Origin of the sequence: Nocardia sp. (assembly GCF_025465275.1) — a bacterium.
Classification (GTDB): Bacteria; Actinomycetota; Actinomycetes; order Mycobacteriales; family Mycobacteriaceae; genus Nocardia.
Window position 1 is genome coordinate 114,323 of the sequence record NZ_JAODNK010000131.1, and the last position, 22,085, is coordinate 136,407.

A 22,085-nucleotide genomic window follows, 5' to 3' on the forward strand; every position below is an offset into this window, starting at 1 on the left:
GCTGGGATTCAGCGTTTTTCGCTCGCTGCCTTGAGTAGCTCGGTGACCACCTCGGGGACGGCGTCGGCGAGCTTCTCGATATCGGGCACCAGTTCCTTGGCGGCGATGAATCCGAAATCCAGATTGCCATTGTTGGAGATCACGGTGGCGGTGAGCCCGGCGCCGTGGAACACCGGCCCGAACGGATACATCGAAGACACCCGCACGCCCAGGAAGTACATGGGGAAATTGGGCCCGGGCACATTCGAGACCACCAGATTGTGCACAACCGGATGGTGCTCGGCCAGTTTCAGTGAGGAATAGGCGCGCGCCGCCAGCTGAAAGGTGTTGGGCGGGGCGTACTTCGCCCAATCCTGTAGGAAATCGGCGCCGATCAGATCGTGTTCCTCCTTGGCCCCGCGATTGTCCGCGGCGATCGCCTCCAGGCGCTCGACCGGATCGGCGAGATCGGTGTAGAGGCGCGCGAAAATGGTGGAGACCTTATTGGTGCCCGCCTCGTGCCGGGAGGTTTCGTGTACCGACACCGGAACCGAGGCGATGAGCGAGGTGTCGGGCAGCTCGTTGTGCAGTTCGAGATAACTGCGCAGCGCCCCGCCGACCACGGCGAGCACCACATCGTTGACCTTGACGCCGAACGCGGTCTTTATCTCCTTGATATCGGCCAGGTCCGATTGCATGAAGGACACCGAGCGATGCGGGGTGATTGCGCGATTGAACGGGGTTCGCGGCGCGGTGAACGGCAGCGCCATGCCGCGGCTCTCGTTGCTGCCGCGCCGGCGCTGCACCAACCCGGTCAGAATTCCGACGGTCTGCGGCACCATGCCGAATATGCCGAGCTTGCCCGGGAACTTGGCGAGGCCTTCGGCGGCCAGCAGTACATCGTTCGGTTCTGCTTCGGCGGCAGGGATTTCGACCGGCGGGGTGTAGGTGACACCCGGTTCGATATCGCAGAGGTGCATCATCATATTGGTGCCGGTAATGCCGTCGACGATCGCATGGTGGTACTTGGACAGCACGGCGACCTTATTGTCGGGCAGGCCCTCCACCACCCACATCTCCCACAGCGGGCGACTGCGGTCCAATTGTCTACCTGCGATATCGCCGGTGATCTCGGCCAGTCCCCGGCGGCCGCCCGGTGCGGGCAGGCCCACCCGGCGGACGTGGTAGTCCAGATCGAAGTGGGGATCGCGCACCCACACCGGATGATCGAGGTTGAACGGCACATTGTGCAGACGGCGGGTCATGGCGGGAATGAGGTACAGCCGCCGGCCGAGTTCGGATTTGAAGGTGTCGTAGTCGAATTCACCTCCCTCCGCGGTGGGATCGAGTATCAGCAGTGCGCAGACATGCAGGAGTTGGGTATCCGTTTCGAGATAGAGGAAGCTCGCATCGAGTCCGGTAAGTCGTTCCATACCAACACCCTATGAGAACTCGTTCTACTTTGCGCCCCGATTGCGGTACCCCGGCGGACCGATCCGTGTCCGGTTCGTTGCCTCAAAGTAGCTTGTAGATAACAAGTTTCGTAGTGATACGGATGGGCACCAATTGGGTATCTCTCCGATAGGACTCGTTGCCGCACTCTCAGCTTCTCCCTACCTTGGGTCACATGGCCCGGCGGATCGTCACTTGTCACTGACAAGAGTCACCGGGCCTCTCACAACGGCGTGAGAGGGTGAGAACAATGGGCGACCGAAGGGTTGTGCTGACTGGAAAGTGGCGTATAGCTTGGGTTCTCGCCGCCATATTGCTGGTGGCGAGTGTGTTCTTCCCACTACCCCGGGCCCACGCGGACGCATGTACCGACGTGGATGTGGTCGTGGCGCGGGGCACGGGTGAACCCGGGTGGCTCGGCGACGCGGTCGGCGATCCGCTATACGGAATGCTGCAGGACCGGTTGCCCGTGAGCACGAGTGCCTACGCCGTGAATTACCCGGCGGACTACAGCTTCAATCTGGGCGCGGGCTCGGCGGATCTGGTGGGGCACTTGGCCGCTCAGGCGGCGGCCTGCCCGGCGCAGCGGTTCATCCTGGTGGGGTACTCACAGGGTGCGGCGGTCGTGCACGCGGCACTGGGCACCGGCGCGGTGTCCTGGTACCCCGGCCGGGTGCAGCTGCCCGGTGACCTCGGCGACCGCGTCGCGGCCGTATTGCTGTTCGGTGATCCCATGCGGGCCATCGGCTGGAATGTGCCCGGCGCGTACCTGTCTCGCACCGGAGACTGGTGCACCGGAGGCGATCCCATCTGCGGAGCGGGTGTTGATGCCAATGCCCACGTCGCCTACGGGAGCAGCTTCGTCGGCGCGGTGAACTTCGCGGCGAACCACGTCTGAGAAGAACCAGGGGAGGGGCTCCCCGACGATTCGGCCCGGTGAGAACTTCTCACCGGGCCGAATACTGTTGAACAGGAAGAGATTACCAGTTCAGTCCCGGAATCCGGTTGGCAATGCGGGCCGCCGGAGCGGGCAGGCCCATCAGCGGTTGCACGATCGGCGCCAGGGCCAGCAGCGGGCTGCGGGACTCCTTCTTCGCGACGGGCGCCGCGTCACCGTCGCGCACCGGCTTGGTGGCCTTGGAGTCCCCGAACATGTGGAAGCCCTCCGAGAGGATGGCGCGCTTCACCGACGGCATGACCATGTCCACCAGCTGGGCGAAAGTGCCGATGGGCGTATCGATTCGGCTGGGCCGGTGCTCCAGCGCCCGCACCACGATGTCGGCGGCCTGATCGGGTGAATGCACCGGGATGGACTTGTACAGGTCCGTCGGCGCGATCATGGGCGTGCGCACCAGCGGCATCCGTACCGAGGTGAACGTGATTCCGGCATCGGCATTCTCGACCGCGGCGATCTCACTGAAGTTGTCCAGCGCCGACTTGCTAGCCACATAGGCGGCGAAGCGCGGCACCTTCGTCTGCACCGCGATGGAGGAGATATTGACGAAGTGCCCGAAGCGGCGCTCCCGCATGGACGGCAGCAGGGCCAGGATCAACCGCACCGCACCGAAGTAGTTGACGGCCATGGTGCGCTCGAAATCGTGCATGCGATCGGTGGAATTGAGCACCGACCGACGGATGGAGCGGCCCGCATTGTTTACCACGAAATCGACGTGACGGTGGTCGGCGAGCACCTGCTTGACGAGCAGCTCCACCGACTTCTCATCGGTGATATCGCAGATGTAGGCCTGGGCCGCACCGCTTTCGGCGCGCACCGCTACGGCGGCGGCGTCGATGTCCTCGGGTGTGCGAGCCACCATGAGTACGGTCGCACCGCGCTTGGCGACCGCGTGCGCGGTGGCCAGGCCGATGCCGGAGGACGCACCGGTGACCAGCACGATCCGGCCCCGCAGCGGCTCCTTGCCACCGCGGCGAGCGCGATCGGGGTCGAGGTGGGCCTCCCAATAGCTCCACAGCTTGGCGGCGTAGGTATCGAACTTCGGCACCTCGATGCCGGTGCCGCGCAGCTGCGCCCGGGTGAAGTCGGAGGAGAACGCCGACTCGAAGGCGGTGTGCGGGGCGACCTCGGCGGGAATGCCGAAGCGCTCCAGCACGAAATCGCGCACCGCGGGCACGCCGGGCAGTCCACCGAGGGCGTGCAGGGCGGCGTGGCTGCCCGGGAGCGTGCCGAAACCGGTAGGCGCGCCGGCGGCGCGGGCCAGGGCGGCGTAGATCTGGCCGAACGGCTGCGGCTCCGGATTGGTGAGATGGAAGGTGCGGCCGATCAATCCCGGCTTGTTGACGAGTTCGACCATGGCGGCCGCCACATAGTCGACCGGAACGATATTCGTCGCACCCAGATCGGGCAGCGGCATCGGCAGTTCCGACGGCAGTGCGGCCAGTCCGGCAATGGCGGGGAAGAAGTAGTACGGCCCGTCGATCTTGTCCATCTCGCCGGTGCGGGAATCGCCGACCACAATGGCCGGGCGGTATACCCGCCAGCGCAGGCCACGGCTTTCGCGCACGAGTTTCTCGGCTTCGAATTTGGTGCGGTGATAAGGCGAATCGAGACGCTGGCCGAGATCGAAGTCGTCCTCGAAGAACTTGCCCTTGTGATCACCGGCGACGGCGACCGAGGAAACGTGGTGCAGGACCGCACCGATCTCGGTGGCCAGCTCTACTACGGCGCGCGTCCCCTGCACATTGGCGGCGTAGGTGCTGTCCTCGTCGGCGGTCATATCGTAGACGGCGCCCAGATGGATGACGTGGTCGGCGCTGGGTGCGTCCAACTCGCCGGTAATGCTGTCGCGCAGTCCGAGCCCAGGTGCGGTGAGGTCACCGACCAGTGGGAACACCCGATCCTCGGCACCCCAGCCGATGGACATCTCGCGCAGTTTGGCGACCGACGCCTCACGAACCAGCGCATGGACAACAGCGTGCGGGTCGCGGTCCAGCAGCCCGGCGACGACGCGACGGCCCAGGAACCCGGTACCGCCCGTGACGATGTAGGCAACCATCGTCCCCTCCTTAATGTACGAACATGTTGGTGCTCAACGTTGTTCGTCCGACATGCGTCGGTGGATGTGGACGATGAATAGAGACGGCCCCTTAGCAGAATGTCGGGCCGAGGTAGGAACACCATCGTGCCTAACTGGTGAGTAACTTTACGGGTCGCTCATAACGCCTTCAACCGAAACGGGGATTTCGGGCATGTGGGACTGGTCACCCGGTAGCAATTCGAGTGTTTGTGTGTAACAACGGGTTTGGTGTAACCGTCGGATGCAGTTGGTTATTCGGAGGCAACTGGTCAATTGTCCTGTGTGGCCCGTCACTTGATTGCCCGCGGGATGCCGAGTTGCCGGGGTGCTCTATTTGCCCGAAACGCCCGGCTGAGCGGTACACGGATCCGTGCGTGTCTTATATGCCTGATCTGACGTTATGGTGTTTCGGTCTCGTCAGGAAAGAGCAGGCGATTGGAGCTGACACTCATGCCGGTCACGTTCTGGTACTCCCGAATCGTGTTCAGCGTGCTCGAGTTCTGGAACAACCTCGGCTACGAGATCGCCGGCGATCAGTACGTCGCTGCCAGCGGCTTCGCCCACGATGACATCGGTTTCCACAATTTTGTCGCCGACGGCGTGGTCTTCCGCCCCGGCCACTGCCCGGCAAAGAACAGCACCGTGCACGATCCCGCCGACCTGTTCGCCGTCGTGCAGGCCGTCCACGAGGAGAGTCAGGTCGGCGCGGCAATAGACAAACTGCGGGTCTACGCCATGCTCGGCATTCCCACCTACTGGATCGTGCGCGGCGACCAGGATTCCGACGATCTCGACGGTTTCATCAGCATGTACGAACTCGTCGGTGCGGACTACAAACTGACCGGCGGCCGTCGCGTCTCCCAGCTGCCGCAACCCGAGCACCTCTCGATTGCGCGCGTGGCTGCCGCGGTCGAACGACTGGGGCAGACCTAGAGCGTGAGCCCATAGGTGTCGGATGCGTTTGTGCGGTAGAAGAATTCGGCTTCCTGATCGGTGGCGTCGGTGGTGACCATATGGTCGACGGTGGCCAAGAGGTCCGGGTAGCTGCCCGCGATGGTCTCTACGGGCATATTCGAGCCGAACATGAGGCGGCGCCAGCCCCAGAGGTGGACGCTGCTCTCGAGCCAGAAGCCCAGCGATTCCCAGCTCAGGTCGGGGCAGATCAGGCCCAGGCCGGAGACCTTGCACAGCCACTGGGTTTCCTTGGCGGCCAAGGAGAGCGCATTGTGCCAGGCGGTGCGGTCGTCGGGGGCGGTGCTCCTGGGCAGCCCGAGGTGTTCGAGGACCACCCGCAGGTTCGGGTACCCGGCCAGGAAGTCGATCCAGTCGAGCATGTCGTCCGGGCGGGTGACCAGATCGAACACCGCATCGCGGTCCTGCAGCCAGTGGGCGATGGTCTCGGCGGCGGGCGTGGCCGGGGACAGGCCCTGGAAGACCCGGATGCCGCGGAAATGCGGGCTCCGGGACTGCTGTTCGAGATGGTCCAGTAGCTCGCCTGCCGGGAGCGTGGGGTCCACCGTGGCCACGAGCGCGAACGGCCGGTGGTCCCCGGTCGCGATCTCCTCGATCCAGCGGGTCTCGGCGAGATAGGCCTGCGGCGCCGAGGTCGCGGAGACGTGCACCAGGCCCGCGATGTCGGTGCCCGCGGCGCGGTCGTAGTCGGGCAGCAGGAATCGGCGGCCCAGGTCGGGTTGGCCTGCGGCGGCGCCGAAGTCGCGTAGCTGCGGGTACCAGGGATTGACCGTCGTGTCCCAGAGGTGCAGGTGGGCGTCGACTATGGGGAGGGTGGGCATGGTGGCGTCTCCTTCACTGCATGGTGATGCCGCCGCTGACGCTGATCAGCTGGCCGGTGAGGTAACTGGCTTCCGGGCTCGCCAGCCAGGCGATGAGGGCCGCGACCTCATCGGGCCGGCCCAGGCGTTTCATCGGAATGGCCTTCTGGAGGGCTTCGAGCTTGCCGCGATGCTGCGCCATGGTGCGGGTGACCATGCGGCCCTCGATGGGGCCCGGACACACCACATTGACCGTCACCTCGTGCCGGGCGACCTCGCGAGCCAGTGATTTGGCGAAACCGAAAAGTCCCGATTTCGAGGCGGCATAGGCGGATTCGCCCGCGGCGCCGGCGCGCGCGCCGTCCGAGGAGACGAAAACTATGCGCGCCCCGGGTGCTTCCTGGAGGGCGGGTAGCAGGTGCTGGGTGAGCTGCATGGGGCCGCGCAGGTTCACCTGGTGCATGAGGTCCCAGTGCGCGACGGTGCTGTCCAGGAACGGCTCCACGATCGCCGCGCCCGCACACTGCACCAGCGCCGAGATGCCGCCGCGCACCGCATGCGCGGCGGCCTCGATACTGTCGTCACTGAGCAGATCCAGGTGCAGCGCACTGGCTTTGGGCCCGACTTCGGCAGCCAGCTTCAGTGCGGACTCCAGGTCGACATCGGCGATGATCACCTCGCGCCCGGTCGCCGCCAGTCGCCGCACCACCTCGCGGCCGATATCGCCCGCACCACCCGTCACGAGAGCGCCGCCAGCGCCATCGCCTTCACCCACAGCCTCACCCGTCATTCATGAATTGCTTCGCAACCCACAAATAGTCTTTCAGCGACTGATGCGTGACACAACTTCGGCGATTCGCGTGCGGAATTCCTCCGGGGCGAAGGTCGCGGCGTGCTTGCGGATGGTCTCCCGGTTGTAGGCGCCGGGGTCGAAACCGCCCATGGCACGGGCGAATCCGGCGATCACCTGCTCGTCCGTGCCGTGTGCGATGTGCTCGCCGGAGACGCCGGGAATCACCGTGTCCAGCGCCCCGCCCTCGCCCACCGCGAGGACCGGTGCGCCGCAGGCCATGGCCTCCACCGGGACGATGCCGAAGTCCTCCACGCCCGGCATGAGCAGCGCGCGGCAGCGGCGGTACATATCGAGGAGTACCTCATCGGAGGCCGGACCGAGGAAGGTGGTCTCGGGACCGGCCAGGGTTTCCAATTGGCGGCGAAAGCGCCCGTCTCCCAGAATGACCAGCCGCACTCCGGCCCGCTGCGCGGCGAGAATGGCGAGATCCGGCCGCTTGTAGGGGACCAGTCGCCCGGCGAACAGGAAGAAGTCCTCGCGTTCGATGGTGGGGTCCGGCGAGAAGCGCTCCACGCGGACCGGCGGATTCACCACCGATGCCGGAATACCCCACCAATCCCGCACGCGCTCGGCCACCGCCTGCGAGTTGGCCACCACATGCGCCAGCCGGGGCGCGGCCCGCAGTTCATGATGCCGGGCCAGCGCGCCCAGTGCCGTCAAGGCCAGCTGTCCGGCCGGACCGCCGCCTTCTTGCGCCCGGAATGCCTTGTCCCACGCCCATCGTGCCGGGCTGTGCACATAGGCCACGACCGGAGCGGTGGTCGCGAACGCAGCCTGGGTGGCGAAGGCATGATGACTCACCACCACGGCGTCATAGTTCTCGGCCAGTGGGAGTCCGCGCAGCACCCGGGGTACGAAGGGCAGTAGTGGCGCGTGCGATCTCCGCCCGGTCGCCGCGTACGCCCGCGACAGCCAGGTGTGGTGCAACGTCCCGATCGGCTGATCGGCCCCGGTGGGCTCACCACTGGTGGCCGAAAAGCGTTTGCCCGCAGAATCTTCAGCGGTGCCGGTCGGTTCCTCGGACCGCATGCTCGCCGCCGCCAGCAGTGCCAGCGTGCAGGGTTCGTCGACGATCGGCGCGAAGACCGGCGCACCCGGCCAGGTCTTCATGAATTCCGCGACCACCGCCTCCGACCCGCCGTACTCGGTGAACCGCTCGTGGACGATCGCAATGCGCGGCGCATTCATCGGTGTACCTCTCACAGGTCGGGCAGGCGGCGAGGGAAAGCGTTGCGGCGCAGGGCGGGAGCCACCGGGCGGCCGTTGAGGAAGCCGTCGACGGTGCCGTGTTCGAGGGCTTTGCGGTAGAGGGTGGCGGCTTCCGCGCACGCGTCGATGGTGTGGTCGATATCGGCGTCGGTATGTGCGGCGGACAGGACGAAGGACTGCCCCAGCACGCCCCGCTCCAGGAGTTCCTGAAGGAACAGTGTCCGGTAGGGCTGGGACGGTCGACCTTCCGGATCCTTGGTGTGGAAGACCAGGCAGGAGGGGCGGCCCAGGACCCGGAGGTGTTCGGCGATACCGAGATCCGCCGCGATGGCATTGACCCCGTCTGCGAGCCGCCGACCCGCGTATTCCATCCGCCCGATCGGGTCCGTGGTCCGGTAGGCCTCCACGACCGCCCGAAACGCTGCGAGAGAGCCGGTTTCGGGCCCATGGGTGGTCGAGAGCAGGAAGACCCGATCGGCGTCGGTCCGCAGCCCGCCCAGCTCCATGTACTCGCGCTTACCGGCCAGCGCCGAGAGCGGAAAGCCATTGCCCATGGCCTTGCCCCAGCAGGACAGATCGGGGCGCACGCCGTAGAGCTGTTGTGCGCCACCGGAAGACCAGCGGAACCCGGTGATCATCTCATCGAAGATGAGCAGCGCCCCGTGCCGATCACACAGTGCTCGTACGCCTTCCAGGAAGCCCGGTGCGGGTTCGGCCAGCGCCGTGGCCTGCTCCAGGACGACACAGGCGATCTCGTGTGCTGTCAGCGCCGTTTCCAATGAGGCAAGATCGTTGAAATCGAAGGTCACCGTGGGGGATCCGGGGATGCCCGCATTCATCTCGGTGGTGCCGATGAACCAGTCGTCCACGGAGAAGAACGGCTGATCGCAGATCGCCACCGTCTCCCGTCCGGTGGCCGCGCGCGCCAGCCGCACGGCGGCAGTGGTGGTATCGGAGCCGTTCTTGGCGAACTTCACCATATCCGCGCCGGGCGCCAGGCTCAGGAAGTCCTGTGCGGCAAGCAGTTCCAGCTCGGTCGGCCGGGAGAAATTGACCCCGTCGGCAATGGTGCGTGCCACCGCCTCGACCACCGGTGCGTACCCGTGGCCGAGCGTGACCGAGCGCAGCCCCATCCCGTACTCGACATACTCGTTCCCGTCGCAGTCCCAGACCCGGGCACCCGCGCCGCGCACCAGAATCGGCGCCATGGACTCCGGATACTGGTCGGCGCCGCGCGCATAGGTATGCGCCCCGCCCGGAACCAGTTCGTGCAGCCGGGCCTGAACCTCATTGCTCTGGCTGAAATCACGCATGCGGCGCACCCCCGGTCGTCACGGCCCACAGGTCGTGATCGGTGCGGTGTCCGGAGCGTCCGACGAATCCGCGCATGGTTCCCTCCTTGAGCAGTCCCGCGCGTGCGGTGACCGCGGCCGATGCGGTATCCCCCGATTCGACCTCCGTCGCCACCCGGAACAGACCGAGATCGTGGAACGCGTAGTCCAGCAGTGCGCGCAGCGCCGCCGACCGCGCGTCGTCGTCGGCGCGGGCCGGATCGGCCCAGACTTGGATCCGGGCTCGGCGATCGAACAGATCGAGATCGAGCAGCCGGGCTTCCCCGGCATAGCCGCCATCCACATCGATGACGAGTAGCAGACCATTCGGTGCGCGCACACCCGCGGTACCGCGGATGAATTCTCGCCACCAACCGAGATATCCACTACTGCTGGGGAATTCGCTTCCGGCGGCCACGGCGTTACGCCGCGCCGCACGCCAGGCGGCGCCGTCGGCGGGCCGGAGCGTGCGCAGCACCGTGCCGTCGACGCCCGGTACCGGCAGCGTGAGCGCGTCCGCGGGCCACAGCCGCCGCACGGACCGCCACAGCTGCCCGGCGCGATAGCGCGCCGACACCAGGGCGATCGTTGCCGCGGCCGGCATCCGCTCCGGCGTCGGATCACCCGGGGGCACCGGCCCGCTGCGGCTTGCCAGGACCCATTCGATCCAGGTCTCGGTGAATCCCTTGGGCGGAATATCGGCCCGCGTCATGGCCCACAGATCATGGTCGGTGCGCGTACCGCCGACATCGAAGTGCAGCACCATCCGGGCTTCCCTGGTGAACCAGATCTGCGCCGCGCCCTGGGTGGCCGCCCGATTGCCGGGCGAGATGGGCGCGGTGATCCGCTCCAGTCCGAGGACCTCGAAACCGAAGTCGAGAATCGAAGCCACTGCCACACCGCCGAATCCGTGCCGCGCCAGCTCCGAGTCGATCCAGATTCCCATCTCGCCCTGCCGGGACCGATGATCGATGCCGCCGATCTCCACCTGCCCGGCGAATCGTCCGTCGATCTCGATGACGGTGGCCAGTCGCTTCCCGATGCGCGCGGCGGTTGCGGCCTCCAAACACTCACGCACCCAAAGCGTCTCGGTGTGCCGCTGCTCCCAGGCCAGCGGCGAGGTATGCCAGAAGGGCTCGATGAAGGCCTGATCGCGCAACCGCAGCTGCCGCCACATCGTGAAGTCGGTGAAGCGCGGCGGTCGCAGGACCACCGTGCTGCCGTGCAGGTGTGCCGGTCCCAGCCGGACCCGGCCGAGCCCGGTGTTCATGCGGTCGGCCGCTGCTTGCCCAGTGACGAGGTCTTGACCGCGCCGTCGGTCCCCACCGACAGCCGCCAATACGCACCCGCCGAATCCTTCATCACGATGCCCCCATCACTGCGATCGGAAAGATAAGCGCCACTGGGCAATAGAGCCGAGACGACGCTGCCGCCAGGATCCTGCGCCTGGAAGATGTCGGCGCCGAGCTGACTTGCCTGCGCCACCATGGTGCCGGAGAAGCGCGCCCCGTGAATGCGCCCGCGCCCGATGACGTGCCAGCCGTCCGGAAAGGAATGCGGGTCGACATCCTCGAAGGATCCGGAGATGAGATTGATGGCCGTGCCCTCCGGCGCGCCCGCCGCATCGATGCGAATCTCCACCGGCGGCGCGTCCAGATCCGGATCGAACTGCACATTCGCCAGATACGGCTGCCGGCAGTAGATCAGATCGAGGCAGACCTTGCGGGCCGCCACCTTGCAGTTCACCATGCCGAACTGGGCGGGCCCGCCGCTCTTCGCGCCGATGGACAGGGCGGTATCGGCCCCTTCGAACCAGACGTTGGTGAGCCACCAGTCATTGGCGGGGCCGTCCACCACCAGGTGTTTGTCGGTGGTGCGCGGATCGTTGTCGGAGACGAATTCCACGTTGGCGAAGGCCAATCCGGCATTGTGATCGCCGCCGGTGCCGAGTACGCCGATGTGATTATTGGTCAGCTTCGATGAGGTCACGTAGTTCTGAATGCACGAGGTGACGAGGCCGTAGCCGAAGTTGTTGATATCGCAGTTGATGATGGCGGTGCCGCCGGTGTTCTGGTCGAGCACCACCCCGCGCTGGTCGAAGTAGCGGGGCGCGTTCTCGCTGAGGTGGTTGCCGCGCAGCACCACCGAATCGAAGGTGCAGCGGAAGCACTCCGAGAGTCGCACCGCTGTCGACTTCGCGCCGGAGAGGTAGAAACCCATGCGGGAGAACCGAACCCGCTGTTTGCGCTGCAGTGACACGAGCGTGTCGTCGCCCTCGTAGACAATGGTGGTGACATCGCCGCCGTCGCCGAGCACCGTGGCGTAATCCGGCAGTGCCGGAAAGCTTTTCACCACGTATTGCCCGGCCGGAAGGTAGAGCACAAGAGGTTTGCCGCTCACCGCCGCGGCGGCCGCGAGCGCGGCGGTGTCGTCCGCTTTGCCGTCGCCGACCGCGCCGAAATCCTTCACATTCCGCGCCGAGGGCGCATCGGTGACATGCGGCGACCGGAATTCGCTATCGGGGGAGTCGTCCTTGGCGCAGGCCGCCGCCACCGGCAGCAGTGCTGCCGCCCCCAGGCCGGCGGCCAGCAGTCGCCTGCGGCGCACCCCTGAGTCGCCCGGCGTGCGCTCGTCTTCGAGCCCCCTGTGCTCCTCGATCACCGTTTCACCAGGGCCAGCGGGCGCTGGAGCAGCTCCCGGAAGGCATGGCGCGGCCGCGAGAACACCACCGCTCCGATGAGCCGCTGATTATCGTGCCCGAAGGTGGCCAGCGAGCCCCGCACCTGGCTCGAGGTGGTGTGGCCGAGTTCGATGATCCCGATGGTGGCATCGCAGCGGCGCGCCAGGGCGATGGCGTCGGCCGCGGTACTCACCGGCGCGGCTTCGACCAGGATGTAGTCGAACTCGCTGCGCAGCTTGGACATGATGTCGCCGAAGCGATCGGAATCGAGCAGATCCGGGGTGCGGAAATCGAGTCCGCCCAGGGCCAGCACGCTGATTCCCACCTCCGGCCAATGGGTCACCGCCCCCACCGGTGAGGAGCTGCTGCGCAGCAATTCCGATAGTCCCGGTGCGGCATTCACCGGAACCAGCTTGCTCGAGCCCTGTCCGGAGGTGTCGGCATCCACCAGCACCACGCTCGCGCCGGTATCGGCGAAGGCGCGGCCCAGCCCGATCGCCACGTCCGGCTCCGAATGCGGGGACAGCGAGGTCAGCAGAATGGTGGTGCGCTCCGGGTCCTCGGTGAGCCGGGTGCGCAGCCGCCGCAGTTCCCCCGCCGCACCGGGCCGGCCGTCATCGATGATGCCCAGAATCGGCACCGGCAGAATGCCTTCCAGATCCGAGGAGGTGTGCAGCCGCTTGTCGAGCCGGTCGCGGACGAATGCCCCGCCCAGTCCCAGCGCGAGTCCGGCGAGGATGCCGAGCAGGTACAGCCGCTTCTTCTGCGGGCTGGTCGGTGAGGTCGGCGTCTGCGCCTTGTCGATCACATCGACGCGTGCCGCCGGAGCCGCATCGGTCTGAATCAGCTCGAGCTTGGAGACCAGCGCCCGGAACTGCGAGACCACCTCATCGGTGATCGTGCGCGCACCGTTCGCGGTGGAGTCGGTCGCCGAGATGACGATGATGGTGGTGGCCGGCGGCGAGGCCGCGGTAATGCGGCCGCGCAGGTCGCTCACCGAAGCGGTCAGGCCCAGTTGATCTTTCACGTAGGTGGCGACCGTGACGCTGTTGGCCAGATCCACATACGAGCGCACCCGCTGTTCGGCGGCCAGCCCGCCCTGATACGAATCATTGACCGAGGTGCCGGTCGCCATGGACACGTACACCGAACTCGATGCCGTGTAGACCGTCGGCAGCGTCCCCGCGTAGGCGAACGAGCCCGCGCCGCACACCAGTACCGCGACCACGATGATCGGCCACCGCCGCCGCACCAGGTGCCAGTAGTCCATCAAACCCATTGCGCTGTCCTCGTTTCCCCGGGTGGGATCGGTGCCCTCGTAATTTCGTCCACCCGTCTTCGGTATTCACCGACGACCAGATATGCCAGCCAGGCCAGCACGACGGCTTGTAGATTTTTGCCTAGCGTTTCGACGGTGCCGAGAATGCCGCGCTCGAACAGCACCGGCACCTCGATCAGTGCCAGCCCCAGCACGGCCATGGCGATATAGCGGCTGTAGAGGGAGTGGATCCAGACGATCAGCATTACGAAGGTGAACGTCACCCCCAGCGCCACACCGGCATAACCGCCCAGTACGTAGCCCTCGCTGATATTGCCTTCGGCCAGCGATACCTGCACCGTCGACATATCCACCGAGCTGCCGCGCACCTGCTCCGCCCAGGCCGCGCCGGATCGGAACTTCTCCGCGCCCAGCAACTGGGTGGGGACGAGGCTCTGCAGGGCGTGCTGGACCACCTGCCCCGGCGTCAGCCAGGAGTGCGGCCCGACATACCAGGCATCGGTGGCGGCCTCCAGCAGATCGAAGCGCCGCAGAATGCTCAGGAAGGGTTTCACTACCGCCGGATACTGCGAATCGACGAGCGCCGCTTGGGATTTGGCGGACGCAGTGGTCTTGAGGGATTGCAGCCAGCCGAAGGCGCCGACCGCGATGCCCGTAATGCTCAGCACCCCGGCCACTTTGGCGCGCGTCCAGCCGGTCATGGCGAAGCGGACGGCAATGGCCAGCGCCGCACCCATGATGGGCGTCTTGGATTGCACCGTTGCGGTCCAGAGCAGTTCACCGCAGGTGAGCGCGCCGACCACCAGAGCGGTGGTGCGGGCGCTGCTGCTGCGGAAGAAGACGATCGACCCGATCGCGCCCAGGGTCGCCAGAATGGAGACCAGGTTCAGGATCGGATTGGGGCTCTCCAGTTCGCCGGCGCTGCCGGTGCTGCCGCTGGCGATGGCGGCCAGCCGGCCCAGGGTGCCGATGCCGTACAGGAGGAAAAGGGTCTGCGTGAAGACCGGATTGCCCGCGAAATATGCGGCGCCGCCCATTTTCTCGCTGACACCGCTCGCAGCGGCGGGTCGCAGTCTGGTCCACACCGCATAGGCGACGACCAATCCCGCGTACACCCACAGCCCGAACACCACCGGCTTCAGCACCAGGGCAATGCCCTGGTCGTAGCCGTAATCGGCCAGTCGTGGATCGGGCACATTGTCGCCGAAGTTCGGTTGCGGCTGCACCCACAGCAGGACCGCCGGGCGTGCGACATAGGAAAGCGACCAGTGCGCACTCTGTGCGATCAGGAACACCCGAGCTACGCCCGGGAGGTACATGGCGGCAACGACCATGGTCGCCAATGCACCGGCGACAAGTAGAACTTGGAATTGCGCGAGGGCCATCAGCTTTTCTCCATCACCCGTATGTCCGCACCGGGTGGCCCACTGTTACTCATTCCAGGGTGTCGACGATCTCGCGCGCGCGGTCGAGGTAGCTGTGCCCGCCGGTGACTATGCGGCGGTAGCCCGCCTCGGCGACCTTGGCGACCTGATCCGGGTAGCGGGCGCAGCGCGTGAGGATCTCGCGCAATTCGGTCGGGCCGGAGAACAGGAAGCATTCGGCCTCGTCCTGCAGCAGTTCGGCGTGCTCGTCGGTGCGCTCGCCGACGAAAAGCCCACCGGCAGCGGGAACTTCGAAGGTGCGGCAGGTGTGGGTGTCGCGGTTGTCGGAATTCAGCAGCACCAGATTGGCACCGACCGAGGCGACTGCGGTGGAGAAGTGCTCACCGTAGGCGGGGCCGCCGACCTGTGCGGTGGTCTGCCGGAGCGCGGCGATGCGCCGCCAGCCGGGACCGCGTAAGAGCATGTCGCCCTGGTATTCCTGGGCGAGAGAGACCAGCAGGTGCTGGCGGTCCGGGCGCACCGCACCGATGAAACCGAGCAGGAAACGCCGCGCCCCGCGCTGTGCGCAGGGGTGATGCCAGGCTGGATCGTAGGCGCTGCGAACGAATTTCACGGCGCGCGCACCCCGGGCCCGTAGCTCGGGCACATTGTGCCATTTGGTGGTGACGATGAGGTCCCACTGCGATTCGCAGGCCAGATACTCCGGACTGGTGTTGTACGGATTGGAGACGTCATCGGGGCTGTAGTGCACGTGCTGCGCGGCGGGGGTGTCCAGCAGTCGGTGCTGGTCCAGGTGGACGGACTTGAACGCGAACAGCACATCGGGCTTGAAATCCGCTGCGGCGGACTCGATCTGGTGGTGGATGGCCTCCACATTCCAGGGCGCGCGCCGGTGTGCGATCTTCGAGTACACCCACGGCGGCGACAAACGCGCCGGAAGGGTGACCGCGGTGGTATCGATCACCACCACCTCGTGCCCCGCCTGCCGGAACCCGTCGGCCAGCGAGCGCGCATTGCTCCCTACCCAATCGTCGCCGACGAACAGTAACTTCACGCCAACTCCCCTTTGCGCAGCAATACGGCGGCCGCTTGGAGCGCCCCGCTGCGCACCGCCCGTTCCCGGACGATGAGCCACCGCATGCGGATGATGTACCACACTGCGACACTGATTTCCGCCGATACCGTGCCGTACACGAGCGTCCACACCGACTGGGTGCGGGCCGCAGCGGTGAGCGCTACCAGGGCAACACAGGTGCCGATGATCGCGCCGACGAGCACCCCGAGTGTGTCCTGTTTCACCGGCAGGATCGCGGTTGTCACATAGGACGAGATGGTGGTGGCGGGAAGGATGAGCACCTCGACGCGCAGCATCGGGATCGCGCCGTTGAAATCATCGGTGTAGATCAGGTGGATGAGTACTGGCGCCATCACCCACACCGCGACCACCGCGAGGCAGGCGGCGAAGACGCAGGCCGCGAGCGCTTGAATCGAATTGCGCCAGAAGGATTCATGCGTGCTGCGCCGGGCCATGCGGGGCAGCAGCGCGAAGCCGATGGGGTCCAGGGTCGACTGGATCGCACGGACCAGTCGGTCGCCTGCGGAGTAGAGACCCAGCGACGCCGCCGACAGGACCGCGCCGTACACCGCCGCCGAGCCCTGCCCGTATCCGGTCACCAGCAGCCGTGAGGTGAAGATCGGCGCGGCCATTCGCAGCATGGCCTTCAGACCGTGCGGTCGCAGCGGAGGACCGTAGGTGCGCAAGGAATCCCACCAGGTCAGCGCCACCGGGGCGATCGACGAGACGAGCAGGCAGATGACGGCCAGCGACGCATTCGGGAAGCGGGGGAGCAGCACCACCAGCAGGACCAGATATCCGATCCGCCCGATGCCCTGGTACATGGTCGACCGCCCGAACCGGCCCTGACCGATGAGCAGCCAGTCCTCCGAGAACGACCAGAACCCACCGGCGAACAACCCGAGCAGCGCCATATGCAGCTGCGGCGGCACTCCGATCGCCAGACTCGCCAGCAGCGCGATGCCGAGCACGCCGAGGGTGGTGCCGCGCACTACGAGATACGTTCCGCGCATGCGGTTCACCTCGTCGCGACTGGACACCTCGTCATGTACCCGCGCGGCCAGAAATGAGGTGATCCCGAGGTCCACCATGAGCGACCCGATGAAATACGACGACATGCCGATGGCCAGCAGACCGGTGCCGTGCGGCCCCAGTGTGCGCGCCAGCAGCGGCACCGTCACCAGCGTGATGACGTACTGCCCGTACTTGCCGAACGTCACCAGCCCGATATCACGCAGAATGCTGCCGATACTCCCGAGCCCGTGCCGAGGCGGTTTGCGGTGTCTCCCATGACCCGAACGCTGCGGTGTCTCCGCACCGGGCGGCTCGACCTGCACCGCCGACGGCGCATACGCACCGGTCGCATCCCGCAGCGGCGCGGGTTCGGGCTCGGAGGGGCCGGCGACCGCGGCGCTGGCGGCGGCCGCGCCGTCCACGAGAGCCACTGCGGTCATGAACAATTGCTCGGTGTCCGGCCCGGTCTTCGCAGCGGAACGTCCGGCCCCTTCCTCCGGTGCGTGCGCACCCGGGTCCTGGGTGGTGCCGTTCGCGGGTGGCCTGCTTGGCTGAAGGCCCTGGCCAGGTACGGAGTTGCGGGGAGAGTACGCACTGTTCGCCGTGGGCTCACTGGGCTGAATGCCTTGGCTGGGCGCGGAGTTGGCGGGGGAGTACGCACTGTTCGCCGTGGGCTCACTGGGCTGAATGCCTTGGCTGGGCGCGGAGTTGCCGCCGGAGTATGCACTGTTCGCCGTGGGCTCACTGGGCTGAATGCCTTGGCTGGGCGCGGAGTTGCCGCCGGAGTATGCACTGTTCGCCGTGGGGTCGCCGGGCTGAATGCCTTGGCTGGGCGCGGAGTTGCCGCCGGAGTACGCACCGTTCGCCGTCGGCGCGCTGGGCTGAACGCTTCGGCGGGGCACCGAACTATCGCCGGAGTACGTAGCGTCCGCCAGGGGTTCGGCGGGCGCAGGCGGTCCGGCGTACGGTGCCCAGCCGTTGCGCTGTCCCGCGAAACCTGAAGCGGCGCGGGGCGTTCCAGGGACTCCGGGAAAGGCGCCGCGGCGGGGGTCCACGCTCGATTGACCGGGCGGTACGGGTTCCGCGGTGGCGGATTGGCCGGGCGCCTGGTCGTCGTCGGTGGCCAGGCTGTGGCGCAGAATGCGGCGCTGCCGGAGTCTGGAGAGGGTGTAGAGCGGTGTGGTGGGTGGGTCGTAGCCAGGCGGGGGTTCGGGTTGGTCATCCATGGCGCCACCGGGTTCCGGGTAGCTCGGTCAGGAAATCCGTGACGGCGCGGGCGGATTCGGCGATGTCGAAATCTCGGGCGCGAAAGCGAGCGGCCTCCGCGAGTTTGGCGCGCAGTTCCTGATCGGCGATGAGGACGTCGAGCGCATGCGTCAGCTGGGCGCGGTCGCCCGCATCCACGAGCAGGCCGTTCACGCCCGGGTCCACGATTTCCTCGGGACCGCCGGGCCGGGTGGCGATGACGGCGCAACCTGCGCGCATGCCCTCCACGACCACCTGGCCGAAGGGCTCGGGCAGCACCGAGCAGTGCACGAGGATATCCGCGTGCCGCAGATACGGTTCCGGATCTTCGACGTGGCCGGTGAAGGTGACGGGCAGGTCCAGTGCGGTCGCGTGCACTTCGAGCTCGGCGCGGTAGGACTCTTCGTCGAAGAAGGTGCCCCCGACCAGAAACACCTCGCGCGGCAGGATTCGCACGTCCGCCAGGGCGCGCAGGAAGTGGTCCTGGCCTTTCCACGGTGCGAGGCGGCCGACCACGGTGATGACGGTTTCGGTGGCCGGGCGCTGCTCGGCGCGGGTGACCGCCGCGGTGCCCTGCACGAGATCGGCGAACTCCGGGTTGTCGAATTCGACTCCGGGATAGGCGACCAGTGCCCGCCGCCGCCAGGTGTAGAGCGAGGCGAGGGTGCCCCGGCTATTGGCGATGCAGCCGCATGCCACCAGCCAGCCCAGCAGTCGAATGGCCGGCGCCAGCCAGCGCCCGAAGTAGTCCGCCGAAATCCGGTCGTGCACATGCCAGATCAGCGGCACGCGTGCGCGCCGCGCCGCCACCGCGCCCATGAGCAGCGCTTTGGTGCTACCTGCGACCACCACTGTCGCCTCCAGTTCGCGGACCGTGGCGCCCAGCGCCCAGCCCAGTCGAACCAGTCCCGCACAGCCGCTGAGCAGACTGCGGACACCGGCCTTCTGGATAGTCATCGCTCGGGAATCGAAATCATTGCGCACCAGCCGGGTTTCGATCCCGCGCTGTTGCATGCGCCGCACCATGGGCCCGTCCTCGGTGTAGATCACCGCGGTGTGGCCCGGGGGCATGGCCGCAACCAGACGCAAGGTGGCGAGCTCGGCTCCGGAGGGAGCCGCGGTATGCGCGAGGAATGCGGCCTTCACACGATCACCCAGCCAGCTCGGCGTAGACATCCCGATGGCGGTGCGCGGCGACGTCCCAGGAGAAGGTCTCGGCATGGGCCCGGCACTTTTCCGGATCCGGCCTGATACCCGACAGTGCGTCGGCGATGCGGGCGCTCAGGGCTTCGGCATCGCCGGGCGGCACAATGAGCGTGGCATCGAGGTCACGTACCGAGTCCGGTAGTCCGCCGCAGTCGGACACCACCGGAGCCCGTCCTGCCGCAAGGGATTCCAGGGCAATGAGCCCGAATCCTTCGAGCGCGAGCGACGGCACCACGGTGAGATCGGCCTCGAGATAGAGCGCGGTGAGTTGCTCGTCGGTGACTGGTCCGGTGAAGACAATCGAGCTGTCTCCAGCTGCCGAATCCCGCAATTCCCTTTCGGCAGTACCGGTTCCGACGATCACCAGTCTTGCTTCGGGATGCGCGGCGACAACATCGGGCCAACCCCGGATGAGTACGTCGATACCCATGCGCCGTTCCAGCCGCCGCACGCAGAGCACCATGCCGGTGGGCGGCGAGGCTTGTGGCGGCGGGAACCGCCCGAGGTCGGCCCCCGGTGGAATGACCAGCACTTTGTCCTCGGCCGCGCGGTAGTCGTCGATGAGTAATCGACGAAAGTGGTTGGACAGTACAATGAATCGATCCGCGCGTGCGTACCGCAGCCGCTCGACCAGGTATTTGGCCCGCACCGACCGATCGCCTTCCCCGGCCATCCGGCTCTCGGCCGACCATGGTCCATGGAAGTGTACGACCAGCGGATTCCGCCCCAGGGGCGATGCCCCATACAGGGCGAAATGTCGATCAAGCACCGTTCCCCGCTTCAACTCCCCGCGATCCAGATAAGAAGTCCGCACCCGCCACCCAGTGGACCGACCGGTCGGCCCCCATGAGCCCGCGCCAATAGGCGCAGCACCGAAAGCTCTTGCGGTAACCGACATTTCCGGAATCCGCGCCAGTGCGGAGTAGAGATCGGTGAAATACCGATTGAGCCCACCAGGTGCTGCGGAAAACCACTCGGACCCGGTCATATGCACCCGCAGCGGCTCAGCCAACAACCCTCACCCCCGGGTTTGTCACCCACACGGACCACGGTTGCGGCCCGAACGCCCTTGCAGCGCAAGTGTATGTCAATAGACTCGACCCGGCGAGCTATCGATTAGCAACCAACGGACCCTTCGGTTTCCGGGGTTGCAAGCCGCTGTAGCGCCTCCTCCAGAGCCCGGGCAGGCACCGCTGTCCATTCGATTGTGCGTTACGGTGATCGGCAGCATGTAGCAGTCGGAGGTAGTGAGGTCGTGGCGAGGACGCTCGCGCAGGGGCAGACATTCGCGGGCTATGTGATCGAGCGGTTGCTCGGAGTCGGCGGAATGGGCGAGGTCTACCTGGCCCGCGATCGAGACCTGCCGCGCTCGGTGGCATTGAAGCTGCTCAGCCCTGCCGTAGCCGACGACCCCGAGGTCCGCGCCCGATTCCTGCGCGAAGCGGATACCGCCGCGCGACTGGCACATCCGAATATCGTCGCCGTGTACGCGCGTGGCCGCGACGAGGACCGGCTGTGGATGGCCATGCAGTACATCGAGGGCACGGATGTCGCGGCGGCACTGCGCGACGGACCGATGCGCCCCGACCATGCGGTGCGGATCCTCGGCGAAACCGCGCGGGCGCTGGACCACGCGCACCGCGCCGGCGTACTGCACCGAGATGTGAAGCCCGCCAATATCTTGCTGGCCTGGGGTCCTGAACAGCGAGTATTCCTGGCAGACTTCGGAATCGCGAAGGCCCTCGACCAAACCAGCGCACTCACCCGTACCGGCGAGATGTACGCCAGCTTCCAATACGCCTCGCCCGAACAGTTCGAACTGCGTACGGACATGGACCACCGCGCCGACGTATACGCGCTCGGCTGCACGCTGTTCCACATGCTGACCGGCGAGCTGCCCTACCCCGGGCCAACCACCGCGCAGCTGATCAACGGACACCTCAATGGGCAGATACCTCGCCCCAGCGAACAGAATCCGGCGGTACCGGCTGCATTCGACGAGGTGATCGCCCGCGCGCTGGCCAAGGATCGCGCGCAGCGGTACGCCAGCTGCGGGGAATTGGCAGCAGCTGCAAGCCGGGCGCTGACCGCGACGAATCACGGTGATGCGCCCTGGACCCCGCCGGTGTCGGCACCGAGGATTCCTGTAATCGAGGCAGCAGGAACGACGCAGTACCCGGCGGCAGGGGAGTACGGGCAGGCCGCGACCCAGCACATTGGTGCGGCACTGCAGTACGGCCCGGCGGTCACGCAGTTGGCTCCAGGAGGGTTCCGGCAAGACGGTCCGGGATCGTCGCACGGTGTGTACGACGCACCTGCTGCGGCACCTCGGCCGCGTCGCCGGGGCCGAAAACGGCTCATCGTGGCTGGGATCGTGGCCGCGATCGTTGTCGCCGGGATCGGGGTCGGACTCGGCAGTGGGGCCTTGCGATTCACCATCGGTGCGGGCGCGGGTCCCGGTGGGGTCTTTCCCGGGGTCACTCAGACAGACGCCTCGCGTGACGCCGCGATCAAAGCTGCCTGTGACTACGGCATTTTGATGACGACCTATGACTACAGCGACGGTGATG

17 protein-coding genes are annotated in these 22,085 nt (G+C 66.6%); 3 read left to right on the forward strand and 14 right to left on the reverse strand.

All coding sequences use genetic code 11. From position 1 onward, the window contains the following. Nucleotides 1-8: 8 nt before the first annotated feature. The gene (locus tag JWN03_RS28785; protein WP_297621624.1) at nt 9-1,412 is read right to left on the reverse strand and encodes a WS/DGAT/MGAT family O-acyltransferase; all 1,404 of its coding nucleotides are present in this window, start codon (nt 1,410-1,412) and stop codon (nt 9-11) included. 269 nt (nt 1,413-1,681) lie between these two features. Here JWN03_RS28785 and JWN03_RS28790 point away from each other — a divergent pair, with 269 nt between their 5' ends. After that, a complete protein-coding gene (locus JWN03_RS28790) occupies nt 1,682-2,329 on the forward strand; it encodes a cutinase family protein (RefSeq protein WP_297621626.1) in 648 nt (215 codons plus the stop codon). A gap of 82 nt (nt 2,330-2,411) precedes the next feature. Here JWN03_RS28790 and JWN03_RS28795 read toward each other — a convergent pair whose 3' ends face one another. Further along, the gene (locus JWN03_RS28795) at nt 2,412-4,445 is read right to left on the reverse strand and encodes an SDR family oxidoreductase (protein ID WP_297621629.1); all 2,034 of its coding nucleotides are present in this window, start codon (nt 4,443-4,445) and stop codon (nt 2,412-2,414) included. A 456-nt stretch (nt 4,446-4,901) separates the two neighbouring features. Between JWN03_RS28795 and JWN03_RS28800 the strand changes: the two genes are divergently transcribed. Then, the gene (locus JWN03_RS28800) at nt 4,902-5,399 is read left to right on the forward strand and encodes a Uma2 family endonuclease (protein WP_297621631.1); all 498 of its coding nucleotides are present in this window, start codon (nt 4,902-4,904) and stop codon (nt 5,397-5,399) included. Here the strand turns inward: JWN03_RS28800 and JWN03_RS28805 are convergent. From JWN03_RS28805 to JWN03_RS28860, 12 genes are all read right to left on the reverse strand, one after another. Next, complete coding sequence (locus JWN03_RS28805; RefSeq protein WP_297621633.1) at nt 5,396-6,259, reverse strand: amidohydrolase family protein; 864 nt, start codon at nt 6,257-6,259, stop codon at nt 5,396-5,398. The two genes, JWN03_RS28800 and JWN03_RS28805, sit on opposite strands and share 4 nt — an antisense overlap. A gap of 13 nt (nt 6,260-6,272) precedes the next feature. After that, nucleotides 6,273-7,028 (reverse strand): SDR family NAD(P)-dependent oxidoreductase, encoded by a 756-nt coding sequence (locus JWN03_RS28810; RefSeq protein WP_297621635.1) that lies wholly within the window; start codon nt 7,026-7,028, stop codon nt 6,273-6,275. A gap of 33 nt (nt 7,029-7,061) precedes the next feature. Next, nucleotides 7,062-8,279 carry a glycosyltransferase gene (locus tag JWN03_RS28815; RefSeq protein ID WP_297621637.1) on the reverse strand — a complete coding sequence of 406 codons (1,218 nt, stop codon included), beginning with the start codon at nt 8,277-8,279 and terminating at the stop codon, nt 7,062-7,064. An 11-nt stretch (nt 8,280-8,290) separates the two neighbouring features. Next, nucleotides 8,291-9,613: a glutamate-1-semialdehyde 2,1-aminomutase gene (locus JWN03_RS28820; RefSeq protein WP_297621639.1), complete on the reverse strand. Its 1,323-nt coding sequence runs from the start codon at nt 9,611-9,613 to the stop codon at nt 8,291-8,293. Continuing rightward, a complete protein-coding gene (locus tag JWN03_RS28825; protein ID WP_297621641.1) occupies nt 9,606-10,901 on the reverse strand; it encodes a GNAT family N-acetyltransferase in 1,296 nt (431 codons plus the stop codon). The genes JWN03_RS28820 and JWN03_RS28825 overlap by 8 nt, the downstream gene beginning before the upstream one ends. Then, entirely contained in the window at nt 10,898-12,292 is a 1,395-nt protein-coding gene (locus JWN03_RS28830; protein WP_297621643.1) for a glycosyl hydrolase family 28-related protein, read from the reverse strand. The genes JWN03_RS28825 and JWN03_RS28830 overlap by 4 nt, the downstream gene beginning before the upstream one ends. Next, entirely contained in the window at nt 12,289-13,590 is a 1,302-nt protein-coding gene (locus JWN03_RS28835; RefSeq protein WP_297621645.1) for a GNVR domain-containing protein, read from the reverse strand. Before JWN03_RS28835 ends, JWN03_RS28830 begins: the two co-directional genes overlap by 4 nt. Then, nucleotides 13,581-14,975, reverse strand: a complete 1,395-nt coding sequence (locus JWN03_RS28840) for a hypothetical protein (protein ID WP_297621647.1) — start codon at nt 14,973-14,975, stop codon at nt 13,581-13,583. Before JWN03_RS28840 ends, JWN03_RS28835 begins: the two co-directional genes overlap by 10 nt. Nucleotides 14,976-15,024: 49 nt before the next feature. Continuing rightward, nucleotides 15,025-16,029, reverse strand: a complete 1,005-nt coding sequence (locus JWN03_RS28845; protein WP_297621649.1) for a CgeB family protein — start codon at nt 16,027-16,029, stop codon at nt 15,025-15,027. Further along, on the reverse strand, nt 16,026-17,300 hold the full coding sequence (locus JWN03_RS28850) for a lipopolysaccharide biosynthesis protein (protein WP_297621668.1): 1,275 nt from the start codon (nt 17,298-17,300) through the stop codon (nt 16,026-16,028). The genes JWN03_RS28845 and JWN03_RS28850 overlap by 4 nt, the downstream gene beginning before the upstream one ends. A 982-nt stretch (nt 17,301-18,282) precedes the next feature. Further along, on the reverse strand, nt 18,283-19,485 hold the full coding sequence (locus JWN03_RS28855; RefSeq protein WP_297621651.1) for a glycosyltransferase family 4 protein: 1,203 nt from the start codon (nt 19,483-19,485) through the stop codon (nt 18,283-18,285). Beyond that, nucleotides 19,460-20,503: a glycosyltransferase family 4 protein gene (locus JWN03_RS28860; RefSeq protein WP_297621670.1), complete on the reverse strand. Its 1,044-nt coding sequence runs from the start codon at nt 20,501-20,503 to the stop codon at nt 19,460-19,462. Before JWN03_RS28860 ends, JWN03_RS28855 begins: the two co-directional genes overlap by 26 nt. A gap of 267 nt (nt 20,504-20,770) precedes the next feature. Between JWN03_RS28860 and JWN03_RS28865 the strand changes: the two genes are divergently transcribed. After that, a partial coding sequence (locus JWN03_RS28865; protein ID WP_297621653.1) for a serine/threonine-protein kinase occupies nt 20,771-22,085 on the forward strand: 1,315 nt, incomplete at its 3' end.

Excerpts from the sequence above, each read along its gene's own strand:
- JWN03_RS28835 (WP_297621645.1), bottom strand. The coding sequence starts at position 13,590 with ATGGGTTTGATGGACTACTGGCACCTGGTGCGGCGGCGGTGGCCGATC.
- JWN03_RS28860 (WP_297621670.1), bottom strand. The coding sequence starts at position 20,503 with ATGACCGGGTCCGAGTGGTTTTCCGCAGCACCTGGTGGGCTCAATCGG.
- JWN03_RS28785 (WP_297621624.1), bottom strand. The coding sequence starts at position 1,412 with ATGGAACGACTTACCGGACTCGATGCGAGCTTCCTCTATCTCGAAACG.
- JWN03_RS28840 (WP_297621647.1), bottom strand. The coding sequence starts at position 14,975 with ATGGCCCTCGCGCAATTCCAAGTTCTACTTGTCGCCGGTGCATTGGCG.
- JWN03_RS28855 (WP_297621651.1), bottom strand. The coding sequence starts at position 19,485 with ATGTCTACGCCGAGCTGGCTGGGTGATCGTGTGAAGGCCGCATTCCTC.
- JWN03_RS28795 (WP_297621629.1), bottom strand. The coding sequence starts at position 4,445 with ATGGTTGCCTACATCGTCACGGGCGGTACCGGGTTCCTGGGCCGTCGC.
- JWN03_RS28810 (WP_297621635.1), bottom strand. The coding sequence starts at position 7,028 with ATGACGGGTGAGGCTGTGGGTGAAGGCGATGGCGCTGGCGGCGCTCTC.
- JWN03_RS28805 (WP_297621633.1), bottom strand. The coding sequence starts at position 6,259 with ATGCCCACCCTCCCCATAGTCGACGCCCACCTGCACCTCTGGGACACG.
- JWN03_RS28820 (WP_297621639.1), bottom strand. The coding sequence starts at position 9,613 with ATGCGTGATTTCAGCCAGAGCAATGAGGTTCAGGCCCGGCTGCACGAA.
- JWN03_RS28815 (WP_297621637.1), bottom strand. The coding sequence starts at position 8,279 with ATGAATGCGCCGCGCATTGCGATCGTCCACGAGCGGTTCACCGAGTAC.
- JWN03_RS28825 (WP_297621641.1), bottom strand. The coding sequence starts at position 10,901 with ATGAACACCGGGCTCGGCCGGGTCCGGCTGGGACCGGCACACCTGCAC.
- JWN03_RS28790 (WP_297621626.1), top strand. The coding sequence starts at position 1,682 with ATGGGCGACCGAAGGGTTGTGCTGACTGGAAAGTGGCGTATAGCTTGG.